Origin of the sequence: Burkholderia theae, assembly GCF_048565265.1 — a bacterium.
In the GTDB taxonomy this organism is placed as follows: Bacteria; Pseudomonadota; Gammaproteobacteria; order Burkholderiales; family Burkholderiaceae; genus Burkholderia; species Burkholderia theae.
This window is the reverse complement of the sequence record NZ_CP183462.1, coordinates 1218108-1236392: the sequence shown is the minus strand read 5'-3', so window position 1 is coordinate 1236392 and position 18285 is coordinate 1218108. Positions and strand designations below refer to the sequence as shown.

General features: G+C 67.1%; 19 protein-coding genes. 10 read left to right on the top strand and 9 right to left on the bottom strand.

Going from position 1 to position 18285, the window contains the following annotated elements:
• Positions 1 to 62: 62 nt before the first annotated feature.
• Positions 63 to 1115 (bottom strand): mannonate dehydratase, encoded by a 1053-nt coding sequence (uxuA, locus tag ACN22W_RS23065; RefSeq protein ID WP_419689531.1) that lies wholly within the window; start codon positions 1113 to 1115, stop codon positions 63 to 65.
• A 268-nt stretch (positions 1116 to 1383) separates the two neighbouring features.
• Between uxuA and ACN22W_RS23060 the strand changes: the two genes are divergently transcribed.
• The 3 genes from ACN22W_RS23060 to ACN22W_RS23050 all read left to right on the top strand — a co-directional run bounded on the left by ACN22W_RS23060 (position 1384) and on the right by ACN22W_RS23050 (position 5174).
• Entirely contained in the window at positions 1384 to 2106 is a 723-nt protein-coding gene (locus tag ACN22W_RS23060; protein ID WP_419689530.1) for a FadR/GntR family transcriptional regulator, read from the top strand.
• A 171-nt stretch (positions 2107 to 2277) separates the two neighbouring features.
• Positions 2278 to 3402 carry an extracellular solute-binding protein gene (locus tag ACN22W_RS23055; protein ID WP_412024410.1) on the top strand — a complete coding sequence of 375 codons (1125 nt, stop codon included), beginning with the start codon at positions 2278 to 2280 and terminating at the stop codon, positions 3400 to 3402.
• Complete coding sequence (locus tag ACN22W_RS23050; RefSeq protein WP_419689529.1) at positions 3399 to 5174, top strand: diguanylate cyclase domain-containing protein; 1776 nt, start codon at positions 3399 to 3401, stop codon at positions 5172 to 5174. The genes ACN22W_RS23055 and ACN22W_RS23050 overlap by 4 nt, the downstream gene beginning before the upstream one ends.
• A 113-nt stretch (positions 5175 to 5287) precedes the next feature.
• Here the strand turns inward: ACN22W_RS23050 and ACN22W_RS23045 are convergent, their stop codons facing one another.
• The 3 genes from ACN22W_RS23045 to ACN22W_RS23035 all read right to left on the bottom strand — a co-directional run bounded on the left by ACN22W_RS23045 (position 5288) and on the right by ACN22W_RS23035 (position 7496).
• Positions 5288 to 5587, bottom strand: a complete 300-nt coding sequence (locus tag ACN22W_RS23045) for a DUF4148 domain-containing protein (protein WP_129515059.1) — start codon at positions 5585 to 5587, stop codon at positions 5288 to 5290.
• Between the two features lie 275 nt (positions 5588 to 5862).
• Positions 5863 to 6117 carry a hypothetical protein gene (locus tag ACN22W_RS23040; RefSeq protein WP_027791787.1) on the bottom strand — a complete coding sequence of 85 codons (255 nt, stop codon included), beginning with the start codon at positions 6115 to 6117 and terminating at the stop codon, positions 5863 to 5865.
• Positions 6118 to 6170: 53 nt separating this feature from the next.
• A complete protein-coding gene (locus tag ACN22W_RS23035) occupies positions 6171 to 7496 on the bottom strand; it encodes a D-serine ammonia-lyase (protein ID WP_419689528.1) in 1326 nt (441 codons plus the stop codon).
• A 103-nt stretch (positions 7497 to 7599) separates the two neighbouring features.
• Between ACN22W_RS23035 and ACN22W_RS23030 the strand changes: the two genes are divergently transcribed.
• Positions 7600 to 8556, top strand: a complete 957-nt coding sequence (locus tag ACN22W_RS23030) for a LysR substrate-binding domain-containing protein (protein ID WP_419689527.1) — start codon at positions 7600 to 7602, stop codon at positions 8554 to 8556.
• A gap of 324 nt (positions 8557 to 8880) precedes the next feature.
• Here the strand turns inward: ACN22W_RS23030 and ACN22W_RS23025 are convergent, their stop codons facing one another.
• On the bottom strand, positions 8881 to 9729 hold the full coding sequence (locus ACN22W_RS23025; RefSeq protein WP_419689526.1) for a sulfite exporter TauE/SafE family protein: 849 nt from the start codon (positions 9727 to 9729) through the stop codon (positions 8881 to 8883).
• A gap of 331 nt (positions 9730 to 10060) precedes the next feature.
• Here ACN22W_RS23025 and ACN22W_RS23020 point away from each other — a divergent pair, with 331 nt between their 5' ends.
• Both ACN22W_RS23020 and ACN22W_RS23015 read left to right on the top strand, forming a co-directional pair.
• The gene (locus ACN22W_RS23020) at positions 10061 to 10957 is read left to right on the top strand and encodes a LysR family transcriptional regulator (protein WP_419689525.1); all 897 of its coding nucleotides are present in this window, start codon (positions 10061 to 10063) and stop codon (positions 10955 to 10957) included.
• A gap of 126 nt (positions 10958 to 11083) precedes the next feature.
• Positions 11084 to 11716, top strand: coding sequence for a LysE family translocator (locus ACN22W_RS23015; RefSeq protein ID WP_048251044.1), 633 nt, complete (start codon positions 11084 to 11086; stop codon positions 11714 to 11716).
• A gap of 100 nt (positions 11717 to 11816) precedes the next feature.
• Here ACN22W_RS23015 and ACN22W_RS23010 read toward each other — a convergent pair whose 3' ends face one another.
• The 4 genes from ACN22W_RS23010 to ACN22W_RS22995 form a co-directional block, all read right to left on the bottom strand.
• Positions 11817 to 12245, bottom strand: a complete 429-nt coding sequence (locus ACN22W_RS23010) for a VOC family protein (protein ID WP_129515052.1) — start codon at positions 12243 to 12245, stop codon at positions 11817 to 11819.
• A 120-nt stretch (positions 12246 to 12365) separates the two neighbouring features.
• Positions 12366 to 13310 (bottom strand): aromatic amino acid DMT transporter YddG, encoded by a 945-nt coding sequence (gene yddG, locus ACN22W_RS23005; RefSeq protein ID WP_419689524.1) that lies wholly within the window; start codon positions 13308 to 13310, stop codon positions 12366 to 12368.
• A gap of 215 nt (positions 13311 to 13525) precedes the next feature.
• Positions 13526 to 13813: a hypothetical protein gene (locus ACN22W_RS23000; RefSeq protein ID WP_419689523.1), complete on the bottom strand. Its 288-nt coding sequence runs from the start codon at positions 13811 to 13813 to the stop codon at positions 13526 to 13528.
• Positions 13814 to 13920: 107 nt separating this feature from the next.
• Positions 13921 to 15606, bottom strand: coding sequence for a purple acid phosphatase family protein (locus ACN22W_RS22995; protein WP_419689522.1), 1686 nt, complete (start codon positions 15604 to 15606; stop codon positions 13921 to 13923).
• A gap of 317 nt (positions 15607 to 15923) precedes the next feature.
• Between ACN22W_RS22995 and ACN22W_RS22990 the strand changes: the two genes are divergently transcribed.
• The 4 genes from ACN22W_RS22990 (at position 15924) to ACN22W_RS22975 (ending at position 18151) form a co-directional block, all read left to right on the top strand.
• Positions 15924 to 16223, top strand: a complete 300-nt coding sequence (locus ACN22W_RS22990) for a YXWGXW repeat-containing protein (RefSeq protein ID WP_048251049.1) — start codon at positions 15924 to 15926, stop codon at positions 16221 to 16223.
• 226 nt (positions 16224 to 16449) lie between these two features.
• Positions 16450 to 17235, top strand: a complete 786-nt coding sequence (locus tag ACN22W_RS22985) for an RNA polymerase sigma factor (RefSeq protein WP_419689521.1) — start codon at positions 16450 to 16452, stop codon at positions 17233 to 17235.
• Entirely contained in the window at positions 17232 to 17651 is a 420-nt protein-coding gene (locus ACN22W_RS22980; protein ID WP_343494461.1) for a hypothetical protein, read from the top strand. Before ACN22W_RS22985 ends, ACN22W_RS22980 begins: the two co-directional genes overlap by 4 nt.
• Positions 17648 to 18151 (top strand): periplasmic heavy metal sensor, encoded by a 504-nt coding sequence (locus tag ACN22W_RS22975; protein WP_419689520.1) that lies wholly within the window; start codon positions 17648 to 17650, stop codon positions 18149 to 18151. The genes ACN22W_RS22980 and ACN22W_RS22975 overlap by 4 nt, the downstream gene beginning before the upstream one ends.
• Positions 18152 to 18285 lie beyond the last annotated feature (134 nt).

The following is an 18285-nucleotide window of genomic DNA, read 5'->3' as shown; positions in this document are numbered from 1 at the left end:
CCGCGCGGAATGTCGTGACGGGCGACCGGCGTTCCGCTGCGCCGGCCGCCTCGATGGGGGTGTTATTGCGGCGCGCGGTTGAACTTCGCCAGCGCTTCCCACAGGCCGTTCAGGTAGACCGCGCCGAGTGCGCGGTCGTAGAGGCCGTAACCGGGCTTGCCCGTCTCGCCCCAGATCATGCGGCCGTGGTCGGGGCGCACGTAGCCCGTGAAGCCGGTGTCGTGGTACGCCTTCACGATCGCGGCGATGTCGAGCGAGCCGCAGCTCGACAGGTGCGCGGTTTCCTCGAAATCGCCGTTCGCGTCGACCTTCACGTTGCGGATGTGCGCGAAGTGGATGCGGCCCATTGCGCCGAACTCGCGCACGAGCGCTTCGACATCGTTCTGCGGGCCCGCGCCGAGCGAGCCCGAGCACAGCGTCAGCCCGTTCGCGGGCGTGTCGACGATGCGCAGGATCCGCGCGAGATCGTCGCGGTTCTTCACGATGCGCGGCAGCCCGAAGATCGGGCGTGGCGGATCGTCGGGATGGATCGCCATCTTCACGCCGGCTTCCTCGGCGACGGGGATGATCGCCTTCAGGAAATATTCGAGGTTCGCCCACAGCGCGTTTTCGTCGACGTCGCGATAGTCGGCGAGCAGCGCCTGCAGTTGTTCGGGCCGGTAGCTCGAATCCCAGCCGGGCAGCGCGATGCCATCGTTCGGATCGATCCGGTCGACCGATTCGGTGCTGAATGCGAGGCAGGTCGACCCGTCGTCGAGCGTCTTCGACAACTCGGTGCGGGTCCAGTCGAACACGGGCATGAAGTTGTAGCAGATGACGCGGATGCCGGCCGCGCCGAGATGGCGGATCGTCTGCCGGTAGTGGTCGATCAGGCGGTCGCGGCCCGGCTTGCCGAGCTTGATGTCCTCGTGGACGGGCACCGATTCGACGACCTCGAAGCGCAGGCCGGCGCGTTCGATCGTCGCCTTCAGCGCGTCGATCTTGTGCGCGGGCCAGACTTCGCCCACCGGCTCATCGTAGATCGCGGACACGATGTGCGTGACGCCCGGGATCTGGCGGATGTATTGCAGCGAGACCGGATCGGGCTCGCCGTACCAACGGAAAGACATCTTCACTGGAGCGGCTCCTGGCTGGCGGTTCATGCATCGGACGACCGGGCGGTAGCACGCCGGCCCGTCGTCGGTGTGCGGATTATGATTGGTATGCCAGTTAACCGGGATAGTGGTTTACCAGTTATCCGATTCCAGATCGCACGGTATGACGCCTCTGCGAATGCGCAGCAGGACTGGCCGACAGGCCGAACGGGACGCGGGCCGGAATTGGTGTACCATTTTGGCGATCCGGTGCCGCGATGGCGCCGGCCAGCCCGTTGCGAGCCTTTCGATGACCGATCTTTCCAGCCTGCCCGCCAGCCGCGACACCGATGCCGCGGACCGCTCCTATATCGGCCTTGCGCGGCAGATTCACGCGATGGTGGCCGCCGGCGCGTTCGAAGCCGGCGCGCGGCTGCCGTCGGAGCGCAGCCTGGCCGACCAGTTCGGCGTGAGCCGCACGCAGGTGCGCGAGGCGATCATCGCGCTCGAGGTGCAGGGGGTTGTCGAGGTGCGGATCGGCTCCGGCATCTACGTGTCGGCGGTCGATGCCGCACGGCCGGTGACGTTCGAGGTGCCGCGCGGCCCGGGGCCGATCGAGACGCTGCGCGCACGCGGGCTGATCGAGGCGGAAGTCGCGGCGCTCGCGGCGACCGAGCGCAAGGATGCCGATCTCGACCGGCTGTTTTTCTCGTTGACGACGATGCGCGAGCAGATGGACGACAAGGCCGCGTACGACGCGGCCGATCGCCAGTTCCATCTGCGCATCGCGGAATCGACCGGCAACACGGTGCTGCTGCACATGGTCACGGCGATGTGGGACTGCGCGCGCAGCGATCCGCTGTGGGACAAGATCGAGGAGCACTTTCATTCGAGCGCGCTGCGCGAGGCGTCGCAGGAGGATCATCAGCGGATCTTCGCGGCGATCATGGCGCGCGATGCGGCCGGCGCGCGCGATGCGATGCGCGCGCACCTGTCGCGCGTGATCGCGGAGTTCACGCAAGCCTGGCGCTGACGTTCGTTTCCTCGGATGAAAGCGGCGCGGCGTCATCGCGCTGCATTCCCGCTGCATTCCGCGTCGACGACGGCACGCACGCATGCCGTGTGCGGCTTCTTCCGATTGCGCGACCGTACGATTTATGGTCTCGTTGCGGGATATCGCATCGACTCGAAAAAGGACAGTCGAATGCAGCCGGGCGATTCGGGTGGGGTCCGATTGATCAGGGGAATCGGCGCGCATGCGCGTCGACGCAGCGGCGTGTTCACGCTGCTCATCATATTGACACTGGGCTTACTGGGCCTGCCTGTTTTCGCTGCCGCTCCCGAAACCGTCAACGACAACGTGCTGCGCGTGCTGGCGTGGCCCGGCTACGCGGACAACGACGTCGTCAGCGCATTCGAGGCGCAGTTTCACGCACGTGTCGAAGTGACGTTCGTCGATTCCGACGAAGCGCTCTGGGCGCGGATGCAAAGCGCGTCGCCGCCGCCGTACGACGTGCTGGCCGCGAACACGGCCGAGATCCAGCGCTACGCGCGCGAACGGCTGCTCGCGCCGATCGACCTGTCGCGCATCCCGAACCGGCGGCGGCAGTTGCCGAACTTCCAGCAGCTCGCGACGATCGGCGGGCTCGTGCAGGACGGCGCGGCATACGCGATCCCGTTCACGTATTCGTCGATGGGGCTGATCTACGACCGCAAGCAGGTGCCGGCCGCGCCGCGCTCGATGCGCGAGCTGTGGAACCCGCGCTACCGCGGCAAGGTGCTCGACTTCAACAGCGCGCAGCACAATTTCTCGTTCGCGGCGCTGGCGCTCGGTTATCCCGATCCGTTTCGGCTGTCGCCCGAGCAGACGCTCGCCGTCGCGCGCAAGCTGATCGACCTGCGCCGCAACTTGCTGACCTACTACACGCTCCCTGAAGAGGCGACCGCGCTGTTCGTCCAGCATCGCGCGGCGCTGATGTTCGGCAACTACGGCACGCAGCAGGTCGAGCTGTTGCGTCGCGCGGGCGCGGACGTCGGCTACGTGATCCCGGACGAAGGTGCGCTCGCATGGCTCGACTGCTGGGCCGTCACGCGCGGCGCGCAACATCCCGAGCTCGCGTTCGCGTGGATCAACTACATGCTCGAACCGGCGATCGGCGCGCTGCTGACCGAGCGCCAGGGGCTCGCGAACACGCTCGAGCCGCCGCCGGGCCTCGACGCCGGGCACGAGCGTCTCGTGTGGCTGCAACCCGTCGAAGACATCGCGCGACGCGAATCGCTGTGGGGGCGCATCGTGTCGGGCGACCGGCCTGAGCGGTTCGGAAAATGATCCGGCTCGGGCTCACGTCGAAGCTCTCGGTGCTGTTCGCCTGCATCGGCGTGATCGCATCCGGCACCACCGGCTACTACACGTATCGCGCGAATCGCGCGATGCTCGTGCAGGAAGCGCAGCACAGCCTGCTGATGTCGACGCAGTTGCTCGGGCAGCGCTTCACGACCGCGCTCTCCGACGTCGCGGACGATGCGCTCGTGCTCGCGCAGTTGCCGTCGTCCGCGCTCGTCGCGGGCAGCGACAACCCGGACCGCGCGCGACGCACGCGGCTCGAGCAGGTGTATTACAGCTTCATGAGAAATCATCCGGAATACCTGCAGATCCGCCTGATCGCGAGCGGGCATTTCGGGCTCGAACACATCCGCGTCGATCGCGACGCACGCGGCATCGTCGTGTTGCCGGAAAATGCATTTCAGGAGAAAGGGCAGTTCTCCTATGTATTCGATACGCTCGCGACGGCGCCCGGCCATATCTACCTGTCGCCGATCGTGATCAACCACGAGACGGGCTCGCACGCGGCTGAGGGGCTGCCGATCCTGCGCGTGGGTACGCCGGTCGTCGATCAGCTGGGCCAGACGGTCGGCGCGCTCGTCGTCGACGTCGAACTGTCGCGCGTGTTCGATCGGCTCGAACGCGATCTGCCGGACGACTATGCGGTGTATCTCGCGAACGAGTGGGGCGATTTCCTCGTGCATCCGGATCCGGCACAGACGTTCGGCTTCGATCGCGGCCGGCGCGTGCTGATGCAGGATCATTTTGTCGCGACACACGTGCTGTTCGACAGCGCGCGCGCGAACGTGACGTTCAATGGCCTGGTGCAGCCGGACGAGGCGCCGGGGCAGATGTTCGCGTTCGTGCGCACGCCGTTCGGGCACGACGAGGGCAATCGCTTCGTCGTGCTCGGGATGGCAAGGCCGCTCGCGGACGTCCTCGCGCCGGCCGGCATGCTTGGCGAACGGATCGTCCGGATGGTGCTCGTGTCGAGCCTGCTGGCGGTGATTCTCGCGATCCTGTTCGCGCGGGCGATGACGCGGCCGCTGCAGACGCTTGCGCGTGCCGCGACGCACGTGTTCGACGATCCGGCGGCGGAACGGCTGCCGGTCGGGCGCGCCGACGAGATCGGCGTGCTCGCGCGCTGTTTCGACAGCATGCGCGTCGAGATCCGCACGCAGGTCGCGATGCTGCGCGCGAAGCAGCAGGAGTTGACGCACCTCGCGGGCCACGATCCGCTGACCGCGCTGCCGAACCGCCTGCTGTTCATGGAGCATCTCGATGCCGCGATCCGGCATGCGGCCGCGGTGCACGAAGGGCTGGCCGTGATGTTCGTCGATCTCGACCGCTTCAAGCAGATCAACGACCAGCATGGGCATTCGGCCGGCGATCGCACGCTCGTCGCGGTCGCGAAGCGGCTGAGCCTCGCGCTGCGCAGCGGCGACATGGTCGCGCGGCTCGGCGGCGACGAATTCATCGTGCTGATTGCGGACGTGCGTTCACCGGCGGTGATCGGCGAAGTCGCGTCGCGGATCCAGATCGTGATGGCCGAGGAACTGGAGGTCGGCGAGCGGCGCGTGGCCATCGGCGCGAGCATCGGCGTCAGCGAGTTTCCGGCTGACGGCGCGTCGGCCGAGGAACTGCTCGTGAAGGCCGACGCGGCGATGTACGCGGCGAAGGCGTCCGCGCAGCGCGCGTGCGTGCGCTATCAGGAACTGGTCGGCGGCGCCGCCGCGACGGAAGAGGCCGGTCGGGTCGCGTCGGGCGGCAGCCGGTGACGGAGGGCCGGTAAAACGGGCCGGTAAAACAAGCGACGCAAACGCAACGAGCCCGTCACGCGACGGGCTCGTTGCAGGTGCGGACTGCGCGCGCAGGGCGCGCGGCGGCAGGCTTAGTGGCCGAAGTAGACCGAGTCGCGCGGGCTTTGCACCTTGGCGGCCGGTGCGCCACCCTGGACGGTCGCGGCCGGTTGCGCACCGTAGCCGCTGTTGTCGGCGCCGCGCACGCGGGCTTGGGCGGCCTGGATGTCCGCCGGGTAGTACGGGCTCGACAGGCCCGGCTTGTAGCCGGCGCTTTCGAGTTGAACCAGTTCGTTGCGCACCTGGGCGCGGGTCACGGTGCTTTGGGCGAATGCGCCGAACGAGGCGGACAGGGCGACAGCGGCAACGACTGCGGAAACGAGCGATTTCATGATGACCTCCGATGTTTGTCTTGGCTTTCCGCGTTCGACACCATGTCGTAAGCGGTTGAATACATCGTAGGCTTCGGCTGACCTAGGGTAAACGTGGATTTCGATGAAAGATCGTTGTCCCTGGAGTAATAATCGCGGTAGAAATACGCTCCGTCCCCATTCGGTATTGCCGGATTTGCAAGGGCACGGCGGGTGGGCGGGTGTCGCGCACGGGCGGGCGCCCGGCGGTAGAGGGGCCGGAGGAGACGATGCGTTCGGGCCGCGGTGCGGCCGGATCAGACGTCGTCGTCGATTTCCTTGCGTTCGCGGCGTTCCTCGTTGCCGCGGCGCGCGCGCAGGCGCTGGCGCGACAGCACGGCGATCACCTGCTGGGTCGGCGCGCCGGACGGCAGCTCGTTGCGGATGCGATCGGGCACCATCGGCAGGCCCGCCCGCTGCCGGCGCAGCGCCTTGGCGATTGCCCGGCGGCATTCGTCCCCGTGGCAATCCCATTCATCGCGGATTCTCTGGCAATAACGGCATTGTTCCATGCGGACAGTCTAACGCGTCTTGGGAAACGGCGAGACGCGCGGGCCGAACGCGATCACGCGCCGGGCGCGGCACCGGCGAGCGCTTTCGCATGCGCCTGGAAGCGGCGGTGTTCTTCCGGCGGAACGAGCGAGCCGCCCGTTGCCCAGATCACGTGCGTCGCCGCGCTTGTGTCGATCGCATGGCGATGCAGGTAGTCGCGGCCGACGGAAGACTGCGTCAGCCAGCCGGGCCCGCCGACGGCAGCGGCGGCCGACGGTTCCAGTTCCACGCCGGTGGCGCGCAGAACCGCGAGCAATTGCGCGTAAAGCTGCTCATCGCTGACGGTGAAGACGCCCGACAGCTGGGACGCCATCAGCGGGCTGACCAGATGCGAGGCCTGCGCGACGGCCAGGCCATCGGCCTCGGTCCGGTTGTCGAGCCCCACGTCGTAGACGGACACCGGCTGACGGGAGCCGGCGGCAAGCTGGACCAGCATGCATGGCGACGCGACGGGCTCGGCAAAAAAGCAATGCACGTGCTCGCCGAACAGCGCCTTGAGGCCGTACGTGATGCCGCCCGGTGCGCCGCCGACACCGCATGGGATATGGACGAAGAGCGGATGCGCGGCGTCGACGCTGCGGCCCGCCCCGGCGAGCTGCGCGGCGAGATGCCGGGCGCTGGCGGCGTAACCCAGGAACAGCATCAGCGAGCCTTCGTCGTCGACGAAATGGCAGCGCGGTTGATGGCGCGCCTGCGCTCGTCCGGCCGCGACGGCTTGCGCATAATCGCCGTCGTGCTCGACCACGCGAACGCCGCGTTTTCTCAGCCGCGCCTTCTTCCAGGGCTTCGCGTCGGTCGACATGTGAACGACCGACTCGAACCCCAGCGCGGCGGCCATCACGCCGATGCTCAGGCCGAGGTTGCCGGTGCTGCCCACGATGACGGTGTGCGTGGCGAACAGCGCGCGAGCGGCGGTCGACGCCAGGATCCGCCGGTCGCCCGCAGGCTCGAGCAGCCCGTGTTCGATCGCGATCGATTCCGCGAGCGCGAGCACTTCATGAAAGCCGCCGCGCGCCTTGATCGAACCGGCAACCGGCAAGGCGTCGTCGCGCTTGATGAACCACGCGCCGTGCGCGTCGGCCGGATGCGACAACGCGCGCTGCAAGTCGTCCGCGGGCATCAGCGGCGACTCGATTTTTCCCGCACTTGCCGCAAGCTCGGGAAAGAGCGCGGCCATCAGCGGTTCGCATCGCGCCAGCCGGGCTTCCGCCGTCGCAATGGCGTCGAACGATGGCGCGTCCTGCGGCAGCGGGCTGCCGGTTTCGGGGTTCAGCCACAGCAGCGGATGGCGGGATTGCAGTCTGGCTAATAGGTCGGCGGGTTGGAGCGTCACGGTCATGGATCGGCCTTGTGTTCGTCAAGCGGGATGCTGGACGGCAATGCTACGATTCCCGCAGACTGCGCAAAAGCGCCGATTTCTAATGAATGTATTAGCCTGACTTATGTCTATGCGACTCGATGGTTCGATCCTCGGTGCGTTGCTCTGCTTTGAAACCGCCGGCCGGTTGCTGAGCTTCACGAAGACGGCGCAGGCGTTCAATCTGACCCAAAGCGCCGTGAGCCAGCAGATCCGGCATCTGGAAGACCGGCTCGGTTATCCGCTGTTCGTGCGCCAGGCGCGCGGGCTGAAGCTGACCGAGAAGGGCGGAATCCTGCTCGGGACGATGTCGAGCGCGTTCTTCGACATCCATCGCACGCTGCAGGCGCTCGACATGTCGGATGCGCCGTTGCAGGTGAGCTGTCTGCCGTCGTTTGCGTTGCAATGGCTGATGCCGCGCCTGACCGAATTTCACCGGCAACAGCCGAACGTGTCGGTTCGCCTGAAAGCCGAGTTTCAGGTGCTGGACCGGCAGGCCATGGAATCCGACGACATCGACGTGGCGGTGCGCTACGACCCGGTGCAATACAGCCGGTTGCATGCCGACGTGATCCTCGACGAAACGCTGTTTCCGGTCGCCACGCCGGCGTATCTGGCGCAGCATCCGTCCTTTGCCGAAGGGAAGTCGCTCGACGGCGTCGTCTTGCTGCACGACGCCGCGCCGTGGGTCGGCGCGCCCGAGTTCGTGGAGTGGCACACGTGGCTGGAGGCAGTCCATCCGGCGTGGATCGCGCAGCTGGGCGGGCCTCAGTTCAATTTCTCCAGCCTTGCGATCACGGCCGCGCTGAACCATCAGGGTGTCGCGATGGCGCGCGCGGCGCTGGTGCATGACGAGATTGCGAGCGGACGGCTTGTCGATGTGTTCGGCACGCACGTGCGTGCGCCGGCGCGCTATGTGCTGCTTTCCCGCAACCCCGAGGATCCGCGTACGGCGGCGTTTTCGGACTGGCTCAAGGCCGAATGCGCGCGCTTCGACGAAGCGCGGCCGCGCCTGCTTCCGGGCGGGAGCAGGCAGGCGTGACGTGTGTGGCGGGATTCGACGCGAATGGTTTGCGCATCGACAGGTGTCGCACGCGTTAGCGGAGCGACCAGATTCCCCAGATGGCAATCAGCAGGCCAAGGCCGAATCCGCAGCCCAGCAACACATAGGTTTCCATTTCGTGCCTCTGAAAACGTGGCGGCGCCGATGTCGGCATCGGCGCGCGAGTAGCAAAGTCGGCAACGTATCGTCCGCATCGTTTCACGATGTCCGGTGCCGTCGGGGGCGGCGATACGCCAGGTCCGCGAATACTACGCTTTGCAGCTTTCAGAACGCATGCGCGATCGAAGGTGGTGCAGTACACCGTTACTTCGTGACGGCGTGCCCGTTGCCCGTCTGCGTCACCTGCGATCCGCCGTGCCGGAACACGCCCGATTTCCAGATCATCTGCGATGCCGCGGCGAGCACGAACAGCAGGACGACCATCCTGAAGATCCGGGGCGACATCTTGTCTCGCAGCGGGCGCACGAGCCACATGCCGGCAATGGCCGGCAGGCTCGCCGCCGCCGAGATCGCGAGGTCGGCGCCGCTGGCATGCGCGGCGCCGCTGAACGTCGTGATCAGCGTGACGATCGACACCACGAGGATGATCGCGATCTGCTTCGTGAACACGCGTCCGGTCGCGCCGGACGAAATCAGGTAGGTGGCCAGCAGCGGGCCCGGCACCGACGCGATGCTTTCCATCAGCGCCGCGCCGAACCCGAGCACGAAACCGACCGGCTTCTGCCACGCGTCCGGCAGGTTGAGCTTCGGTGCGGCGAGCATCAGCGTCGCGGCGAAGATCAGCAGCGCGCCGGATGCGGCCTGGGCGTGCCCCGGATTGAGCGACAGGAGAATGGCGACACCGACGACATTCCCGATCACGGTGCCCACGATCGGCGCGGCGATCTTCCGCGCCGTCGCCAGCACCTGGCCGCCTTCCAGCGCCTGCGGGATGTTGCCGAGGATGATCGGCATCGACAGCAGCAGCACCGCGTGCCGGATCGGCAGGAACTGGCTGAGTATCGGCATCGCGATCAGCGGCACGCCGATGCCCGTGATCCCCTTGGCCATGCCGCCCAGCAGCAGCGCGACGGCGATGCCGGCCAGATCGAGCGGGGTGAGCGCCTGCAGGCTGGAGACCAGCACACCTTCAGTGAGATTGAAATGCATCATGGCGTGGCATGTCGCGGGATATCCGGCAGCGAGCGTTGCCGAGGGAGTCCGTTGCGGTCGCGTGCGTTTTGCATGTATTCGTTCTGGATGGGCTTGAACCGGTCATTCGATCGCATCGCAGCGTTTCAGATGGCCGGGTGCGCTTGCAATCGACGCGGCGATTCGACGACGCATCTTACCTGAGCGTCGCGGCGGACATCTGCCTCGGCCGCCGCGCGGCGCGGGGAGCCGGCTGCGGCGACGCTCGCCGGTCTGCCGCATCGGTTCGATATCCTTCATGACGGCTGGCCGTATCATGTACGGCGTACATACCCCGGATCAAGGAGACCCGATGACGCTTGCCCAGTTGCAGGCTCTAGCTGCCGTAGTCGAACTCGGTTCGCTCACGGCCGCGGCCGACCGGCTCAGCCGCAGTCAATCCGCGATCAGTCATGCGTTGACCGAACTGGAGGACATCACGCAGGTCAAGCTGCTCTGGCGCGACCGGCAGCCGGTCGTGCTGACGGCGGCGGGCGAACGCCTGTGGCCGTACGTCCAGAACGTGGTTCGGGAGGCGCAGATGCTGCGCCAGCAGTTCAGCCTGTCGCGTGGCAAGCTCGAAGGGAAGCTGGTGGTCGCGTCGCTGCCGAGTGTATCGCTGGCGTTCGTCGTGCCCGCGCTCGAGGCGTTGAAGGAGATGCACCAGGGCGTGTCGGCGGTGCTGCTCGAAGGCACGGACAGCGAAGTCGAGGGGTGGATCGACGACGGTACCGCCGACGTCGGTGTGGTGGCCGGCACGAAGACGTTCGCGAACAATCTACCGCTGCTCGACGAGGATTTCGTCGCGGTGGCGGCAGATGGCATGTTCGCCGACCGCAAGCGCGTGTCGGCCAGGCAGTTGTCCGTGGCGCCGTTCATTTTCTCGAAGGCAGGGTGCGGGCCGGTGATCGCCGACTATTTCGCGCGTGGCGGCGCGCCGCTGCGGGCCGCGTTCAACGTGGTCGAGATGCGCACCATTCTATCGATGGCGGAGGCCGGCATGGGCGTATCGATCGTTCCGCGCATCACGCTTACGTACACGCCGTTCTGCGGCCGCGTGCTGGAACTGTCGCCGAGGCTGCATCGTTCCGTGCGGCTGTCGTGGAATGCGGCCGGAAACGCGATCACCGACGAATTCGTGAGGCTCGTCGACGCACAACGCGTAAAGGCAGCGAAGGCGCTCCAGACCCGCGCGAAAAAAGGCCAGTAACGCGCGGCCGGCGTGATGAAAAGCGTTCATGGGCGGCTTGCAGTTTATTCATGATGTTGGTGGACGAGATGCAATACATTGTTCAAACCTCGTCACCCTGACTGTGCTGCCCCGAAGGAGATTGCCGTGCCGGCGTTGCCCACCTTGTTTGCTTTCGGACTCGTGTCGCTCGGCATGGTGCTGACGCCCGGACCGAACATGATCTACCTGGTTTCGCGCTCGATCTGCCAGGGCCGCCGTGCCGGGCTGGTGTCGCTCGGCGGGGTCGCGCTGGGGTTCGTGTTCTATATGTTCTGCGCGGCGCTGGGCATCACCGCGCTGGTGCTGACCGTGCCGTACGCGTACGACGCGTTGCGTTTTTGCGGCGCGCTGTATCTGTCGTACCTCGCGTGGCAGGCGCTGAAGCCGGGCGGTCGCTCCGCGTTCCAGGTCCGGCAGTTGCCGCATGACAGCCGCGTCAGGCTCTTCACGATGGGTTTCGTCACGAACCTCGCGAATCCGAAGATCGCGGTGATGTATCTGTCGCTGCTGCCGCAGTTCATTTCACCGGGGCACGGCAGCGTGCTCGCGCAATCGCTGGCGCTCGGCTGCGTGCAGATCGCGGTGAGCATCAGCGTCAACGCGCTGATTGCGTGCATGGCCGGTTCCATCGCGGGTTTTCTCGCGGGGCGGCCGGTCTGGGCGTCGGTGCAGCGCTGGTTGATGGGCACCGTGCTGGCCGGATTGGCGGTGCGTATCGCGCTGGAGTCGCGAAGCTGACGATGACGGGATGAACGGCACGGGCATCGCGTCGATGCTTGCCGCTGCGCAACAGGGTTCGGCGGACTCCCGGGACGCGGCGGAACGGGCGTTGCGCTCGTTATGCGCGTCGCTTGGGATTCCATGCCTTATGGACGAACTCGAGACGGTTACCGTCGAAGTCCGCGACGTTGGCGGCGTAGTAGCCGGGCGCGAAGTAGGTGCGATCGGCCGGTTTTCCCTCGTCGGTGCCGCCGGCTTTGATGGCAGCCGCATAGGCGGCGTCGACCAGTTCGTTGCTGTCGCAGACGATCCCGAGGTACAGCCCGGTCTCGCCGGGATTGCGTCGACGCAGCCAGATGCTCGATCCGACCGCCGTTCCGTTGCCGTACATGTCGTCGCCGATGCCGTAAAGATCGGGGACGCCCGCGGGGCCCGACGACGAGTCGTAGTTGCCGAACAGGCGCCAGCCGAGCGGCTTCAACGCTTCGGCGTAGAAGGCCAGTGACTTGTCGATGTCGGTGACGGAGAGGTAGACGTGGTCGATCATGGGGTGGCCTTCGACGTGGGGGATGAGTAGCGTTTGCTCGTCCAGCCGGAAACCGGACAAGTCGCGACGCCAATCTAGCATCCCGACGCGCAGCTGGCGAGCGCGCAACGAGCGGCGTCGTCACCCGTGGCAGTTGCCCTCGGCATCCTTCCCGACCGGGACTGGCGCTGTTTTTTCACGTTGCCGGCTGCGTGTCGAGAGCCAGCACAGGATCGACCCGCCGCACACCATCAACGCGCCTTGCCAGAATCCGATCGACAGCGGCGCATGCAGCAGCGTCGCGGCGAGCGCGGCGGCGAGCACCGGCGTCAAGTACGACGCGCCGACGATGATCGTCACGTTGCCGTGCATGATGCCGGTGTTCCATGCGGCGTAGCCGAATCCCAGCGCCGATGCGGCCAGCACGACATACACGACCGCGTGAAGGCTGAACGTCATGCCGCCGCCGCCTTCGATCGCGAACTTGATCCAGAGCATCGCGGCGACCGCCATGAAGAACGGCGTGACGCCGTTCTTGCCGTCGGCAATGCGCGCCGTCACCGTGCAATAGCCGGCCCAGATCAGTGCGCCGAAAAACGCGAGGCCGTAGCTCAGCGGATTGTCCGCGACGTTGTGCAGCATGCCGGCCGGATCGAGACCCTGGTCGCCGCCGAGCACCCGGCAGATGCCGAGCATCGACAGCAGGACACCGGGCACGACCAGCAGGTTGGCGCGCTGCTTGTTGAACAGGATCGCCGCCACCAGCGTAAAGCTCGGCCACAGATAGTTGACCATCGCGACTTCGATCGCTTGCCGGCCGTTGCTCGCATACCCGATCGACAGCGCCAGGCACAGCTCGTATGAAACGAACAGCAGCCCGCCCCAGAGCAGGTACTTTTTCGGGAATCGGCTCAGGTCGGGAAAGCCGATCGAAAACAGCAGTAGTACCGACGCCACCGTATAGATCATCGCGGCGCCGCCGGTCGCACCGAGACTTTCGCTGACCCCGCGAACGAGGGCGACCACCGAGGCCCACAACAACACCGCGCCGAGCCCGACGAGCGTTGCCTTATTCCTGCGCTTCATGCTTCCTGCTTGTTTCGACATTCAAATTCGGGATTGGATGATTCGGTTCCGCTCGCGCGTGCAGCGATCGCGAACGGTAATTCAACGTGGCCGTTGCGTCCGGAGATGCGTAGTTTACAGGGGGCGAGCCGGAAGGGACGAATGGCGGGCGTTGATGGAGAGACGACGTCGTGCGTGCGGCTGTTTCAGGCGAGTGGGTGAAACGGGGCAGCGGGTCACGCGTCGTCGATGCGCCATGCCGCGCCGATTGCCGACAACGCGCGTCCGATCGAGTCGAGCATCGCGTTCCGTGTCGGGCCGAGCGTCGTGACCAGGAAGAAACCGTCTTCGTCGGCCGACAGGCTGATCAGCGGCCAGCCGCCGGTGTCGTCGCGAAGTTCAAGTTGGCGTCGGTCGGGATCGATGTCGATATCGTCATGCGCTTGCCGCAGCGCATGCACGATGGCATCGAATGCGTCGGCCGACGGAAGGGTGTGGATGCGGTATTCGAAACTCATCTGCATGGGCCGGTGTGCGAGGCGGGCAGTCTAACCTGCCTGACGGTATCCCAGTCCGTCGATGCGGACGCAACCGGCGCAACCGGCGCCCGCCGCAGCGGGCGCCCGCCCGATCAGCGTTCGTGCCGCTTCTTGCTCAGCTCGATCGTTTCGAACAGCTCGTAATCCGCGGTCGGGTGCTGGTCGGCGCCCGGCGCATGGTAGTAGCGCATCGTGATCGTCGTGTGCCCGCCCGGCTTGCCCGGGTCGTGGTCGAACACGGCGATCCCGTACCCGGTGCCCGTATCGCGGCGCGCGGACCAGATCGCATCCTCGAGCGCATCGGCCGGCTGGCGCACGAACGTGTTCGGCGCCGTGCCCGGCACCGGCCGGTTCGGCTTCGTGAACACCTTGGCGCGCGCAAAGCCGGTCGCCGGATTCTCGCCGTACACGTCGAGCGGCGCGCTGGTGCCGCCGCCGCCGAGGATCAGGTGGATCGTGCCGTGGCTCGTGTCGAACTTCGTGCGGTCCGGGTCGTTCGATCCGACCGGACGCGGCTGCAGCGTCTCGACCACTTCGCCGGTCGACGCGTCGACGCCCGCGCGGTGATTGCAGCCGCGCACCGGGTAGCTGCGCTCGTAGTCGTGATCGTGGCCGCACAGCACGAGGTCGACGCCGTAGCGGTCGAACAGCGGCAGCCATGCCTCGCGGATGCCTTTGTCGGAGCCGTTGCCCGACTTCGACGAACTGAGCGCGTCCTGGTGCATCTGCACGACGATCCAGTCGATGTCGTCGTCATGCGCCGCATGACGCAGCGTGTGTTCGAGCCAGCGCGTCTGCTCGCCGTTGCTGTAGCCGCGCACGTAGAACGACGTGCCCGGTTCGATCGGCGGGCGGCCCGTGCTCGCGGCCGGCACGAGCGGGGCGGGGCCGCCGACGAACGCGGCGGCGTCCTGGTACACGACGTCGTCGGCGTCGAGCGACACGAACAGCACCGAGCTCACGCGGAAGCTGTACCAGCGGCCCGGGAAGCGCGTGCCGTTCTCCGGCAGCGTATAGCGCGCGAGATACGAGTCGAGCCCCTGCGGGCCGTTGTTGAACTCGATCTCGTGATTGCCGGGGCACGGCATCCACGGACGATTCGCGGCCGACGTCTGGTTGTTGTTGCCGAAGTCGCGCCACACCTCGGGCTGGTGCGCGGGGTTCAGGTTCGCGTAGCAGAGGTCGCCGTTCAGCAGGTGGAACAGCGGCTGGAACTGCTCGACGGCCTGCACCGCGAAGCGGCTTTGCGGCGACGACAGCACCCACGCACCGTTCGGCGTCGCGAGATCGCCGTAGCTCGTGAAGCGGAACGGCGCGCGGCCGCGCGGCGCGGTCGAGAAATTCGCGGAGAACGGCTGCGCGGCATTGCTGTCGTTGTCGGCCGTGATCTCGTAGCGGTAGTGCGTATTCGGCTTCAGCCCGTGCACGCGTGCGTGGTACGCGAACACGGTCTCGCCGTTCAGGCCGTCCGTGTACAGGCGCTGGACGCCGTGCACGGTGCGCGGCGGCTCGCCGTCGGCAACGATGCGCGCGCGCGGATTGACGGCCGGCGCGAGCGATGCCCAAGAGATCACGACCTCGGACGTGGGGTCGTTGCCCCACGTCAGGTGGACCTGCTCGGGCGTGCCGTCCGGATTCGACGCGGCGGCCCTGGCGGCCGCGAGGCCGCCCGCGGCGGTGGCGAGGCCGGATACGCCGGCGAGTTTCAGGAAGCCGCGACGTGACACGGACGCGGCCGGCTCGTTCGGCTGGGCGGGGAGATTGTCCTGGTTCGACATGGTCGTAATTTTCGTTGATGAGGACGCGAGATGTGGAACCGCCAGGTCGTGCGAAAGCGCGAGCACGGCCGGGGCGTGGGCCGGAAGCGAGCGGGATCCCGGTGTCATGCATTGTCGAAGGGCAGTTTTGCCGGGTTGTGACAGCACGGCAACCCGGCGTGAGTGTGCGCCGGCGCGTCACGATATCCAGCCCGCTCCGACGCGCATTCGGTCCGGCCGAAATTTTTTTACCGATACCGCGACGGATTTTTTTTGCCCGCGCCGTTTAACGCATGAACGGCCGCTTCCGGCCGATGCCCGTTACTTCGGAGTCTTTCATGAAACTTTCTGTTCCATTGCGGTTTGCCGCGGCATGCGTGGCCGCGCTGGCGGCGTCCGCGACGTTCGCGCAGGCCGTCATCGTCGCGCCTTACGCGCCGCCGGCGCCGCGTGTCGAAGTGATGCCGGCGCCACGCGCGGGCTACGTGTGGGACCAGGGCCACTGGCACTGGCAGCAGGGCCGCTACGTCTGGATTCCGGGGCACTGGCAAGTGGTGCGCGTCGGTTACCACTGGGTGCCCGGGCACTGGGCCGCGCGCGGCCCGGCCTGGCGCTGGGTGCCGGGCCACTGGGCCTGACGTGTACGCCGTCGCGCGGCACGCGGTGCCGGCGCGGCGGATCCTTCACGCAACGTCATGAGTCGAAGCCATGCCTTTTCGAACCATCGTGATACTGGCGGCGGTAGCCATCGTGCTGGCCGGCTGCGTCGTGGTGCCGGCGCGTCCGGCGTATTACCGGCCCGCGCCGGTCGTCGTATATTGAGCACGCCGGCCGCCGGTCGCGCGGCCGGCCGACAGGATCGAGATGCCGCTCGAACCGGATGTCGATGAAACGGACATGGCCGACGCCGTGTGCGAGGCCGGGCGCGAAACGCGCGGCGTCGCCGAACAGTCGGCGTGGCGCCGTCCGGTGATGGCCCGACGCATGCAAGGAGAGCACGACGATGAGCTTCAGCCGGGCGGCGGGTACACCTGCCGGCACGTGGCGGCGCACGCGCGCCGCGCTGCGGAGCAGGCTGCGTTGAGCGATCGCGGCGACCGCGATCCGGACGCGGAACTCGTCGCGCGCGTCGGCGCGCGCGATTCGTCGGCAGTGCGCGTGCTCGTCGCGCGCAAGCTGCCGCGGCTGCTCGCATTGGCGACGCGCATGCTCGGCGACCGGAACGAAGCCGAGGACGTCGCGCAGGAGACGTTCTTGCGAATCTGGAACCAGGCGCCGCGCTGGCGCGAAGGCGAGGCGCGCTTCGATACGTGGCTGCATCGTGTCGTGCTGAACCTGTGCTACGACCGGTTGCGCGGCCGGCGCGAGGAGCCCGTCGATACGATGCCCGACATGCCGGACCCGCAACCGGAGCCGGCCGCGCATGCGGAACTGCGTTCGCGCGATGCGCGCGTGCGGCAGGCGCTCGCCGCGTTGCCGTCCCGGCAGCGGGAAGCGCTCGTGCTCCAGTACTATCAGGAAATGTCGAATGTGGAAGCGGCCAACCTGATGGGCATCACCGTCGATGCGCTGGAAAGCCTGCTCGCGCGCGCGAGGCGCAACCTGCGCGCGCAGCTGGCCGGCGACACACCTAGCGAGGACAAGCGATGACACCCGAACGATTTCGTACCATCGTCGCCGCATACGGCTCGGACGCGCGGCGCTGGCCGAGCGGCGAGCGTGCGGCCGCCGAGGCGTGGGCGCACGCGAACCCGCGCGAAGCGCTGCTGGCACTGGACGATGCCGCCGACCTCGACGCATGGCTGTCGAACGACATGATCGCACCGCCCGCGCCGGCGCTCGTCGAGCGCATCGTCGCGTCGGCGCCCGCGCCGCAACGCGCGCGTCGGCGCGGCACCGTGTGGTGGTCGGGCGCCGCGTTCGCGGGTGTCGGCCTGGCCGGTGCATTGGCGGGCGCGGTGGCCGTGTCGATGCTGATGCTCGGTAGCGTGCCGTCGTCGCTGCATGAACCGGGCTATCTGACGACCACCTTCGGCGGCCCGAGCGTCGACTGGAGCGAGGAATGACTGAACGCAGCTGGAAATTCATCCTCGTTGGCTCGGTCGTGCTGAACGTGTTCATGCTCGGTGCGATCGGCGGCGGCGCGTATCAGTGGTTTTCGACGCATCGCGACCTGCACGCGGCGGGCGCACCCGCGCAACGGACCGCGTTGCGTTTCGCGGCGGACGAATTGCCCGATGCGCGGCAGCGCGAGTTCGCCGCCGCGCTGAAGGCGGCGCGCAAGGACGGCCGCGATTTCGCGCGGGAAGGGCGCGACGGCCGGATCACCGTGCTGGACCTGCTCGCCGCGCCGCAACTCGATCGCGCGGCGATCGACGCCGCGCTCGACCGCACGCGCACGGCCGATACCGCGCTGCGTGCGCAGGTCGAGCGCAGCGTCGTCGATTTCGCGGCGACGCTGACGCCCGAGGAGCGCGCGAAGTTCGTCGACGGGTTGCAGCGCAGCGGCAACTGGCGTTTGCCGCCGAAGCTGCAGAAGAAACCGGACGCGCCGGCGAGCCAGTAAGCGACTGTTTCGAAAAGCGATCCGCTTGCCGCCTTGCATGAGATCGGACAGAATCGCGACGATCAAACCGGCTCGGACGTCCGTTTCGCGCAGCGCGGCGGATTCGCATATTGGCGCTCATATGCCTCCTCTTG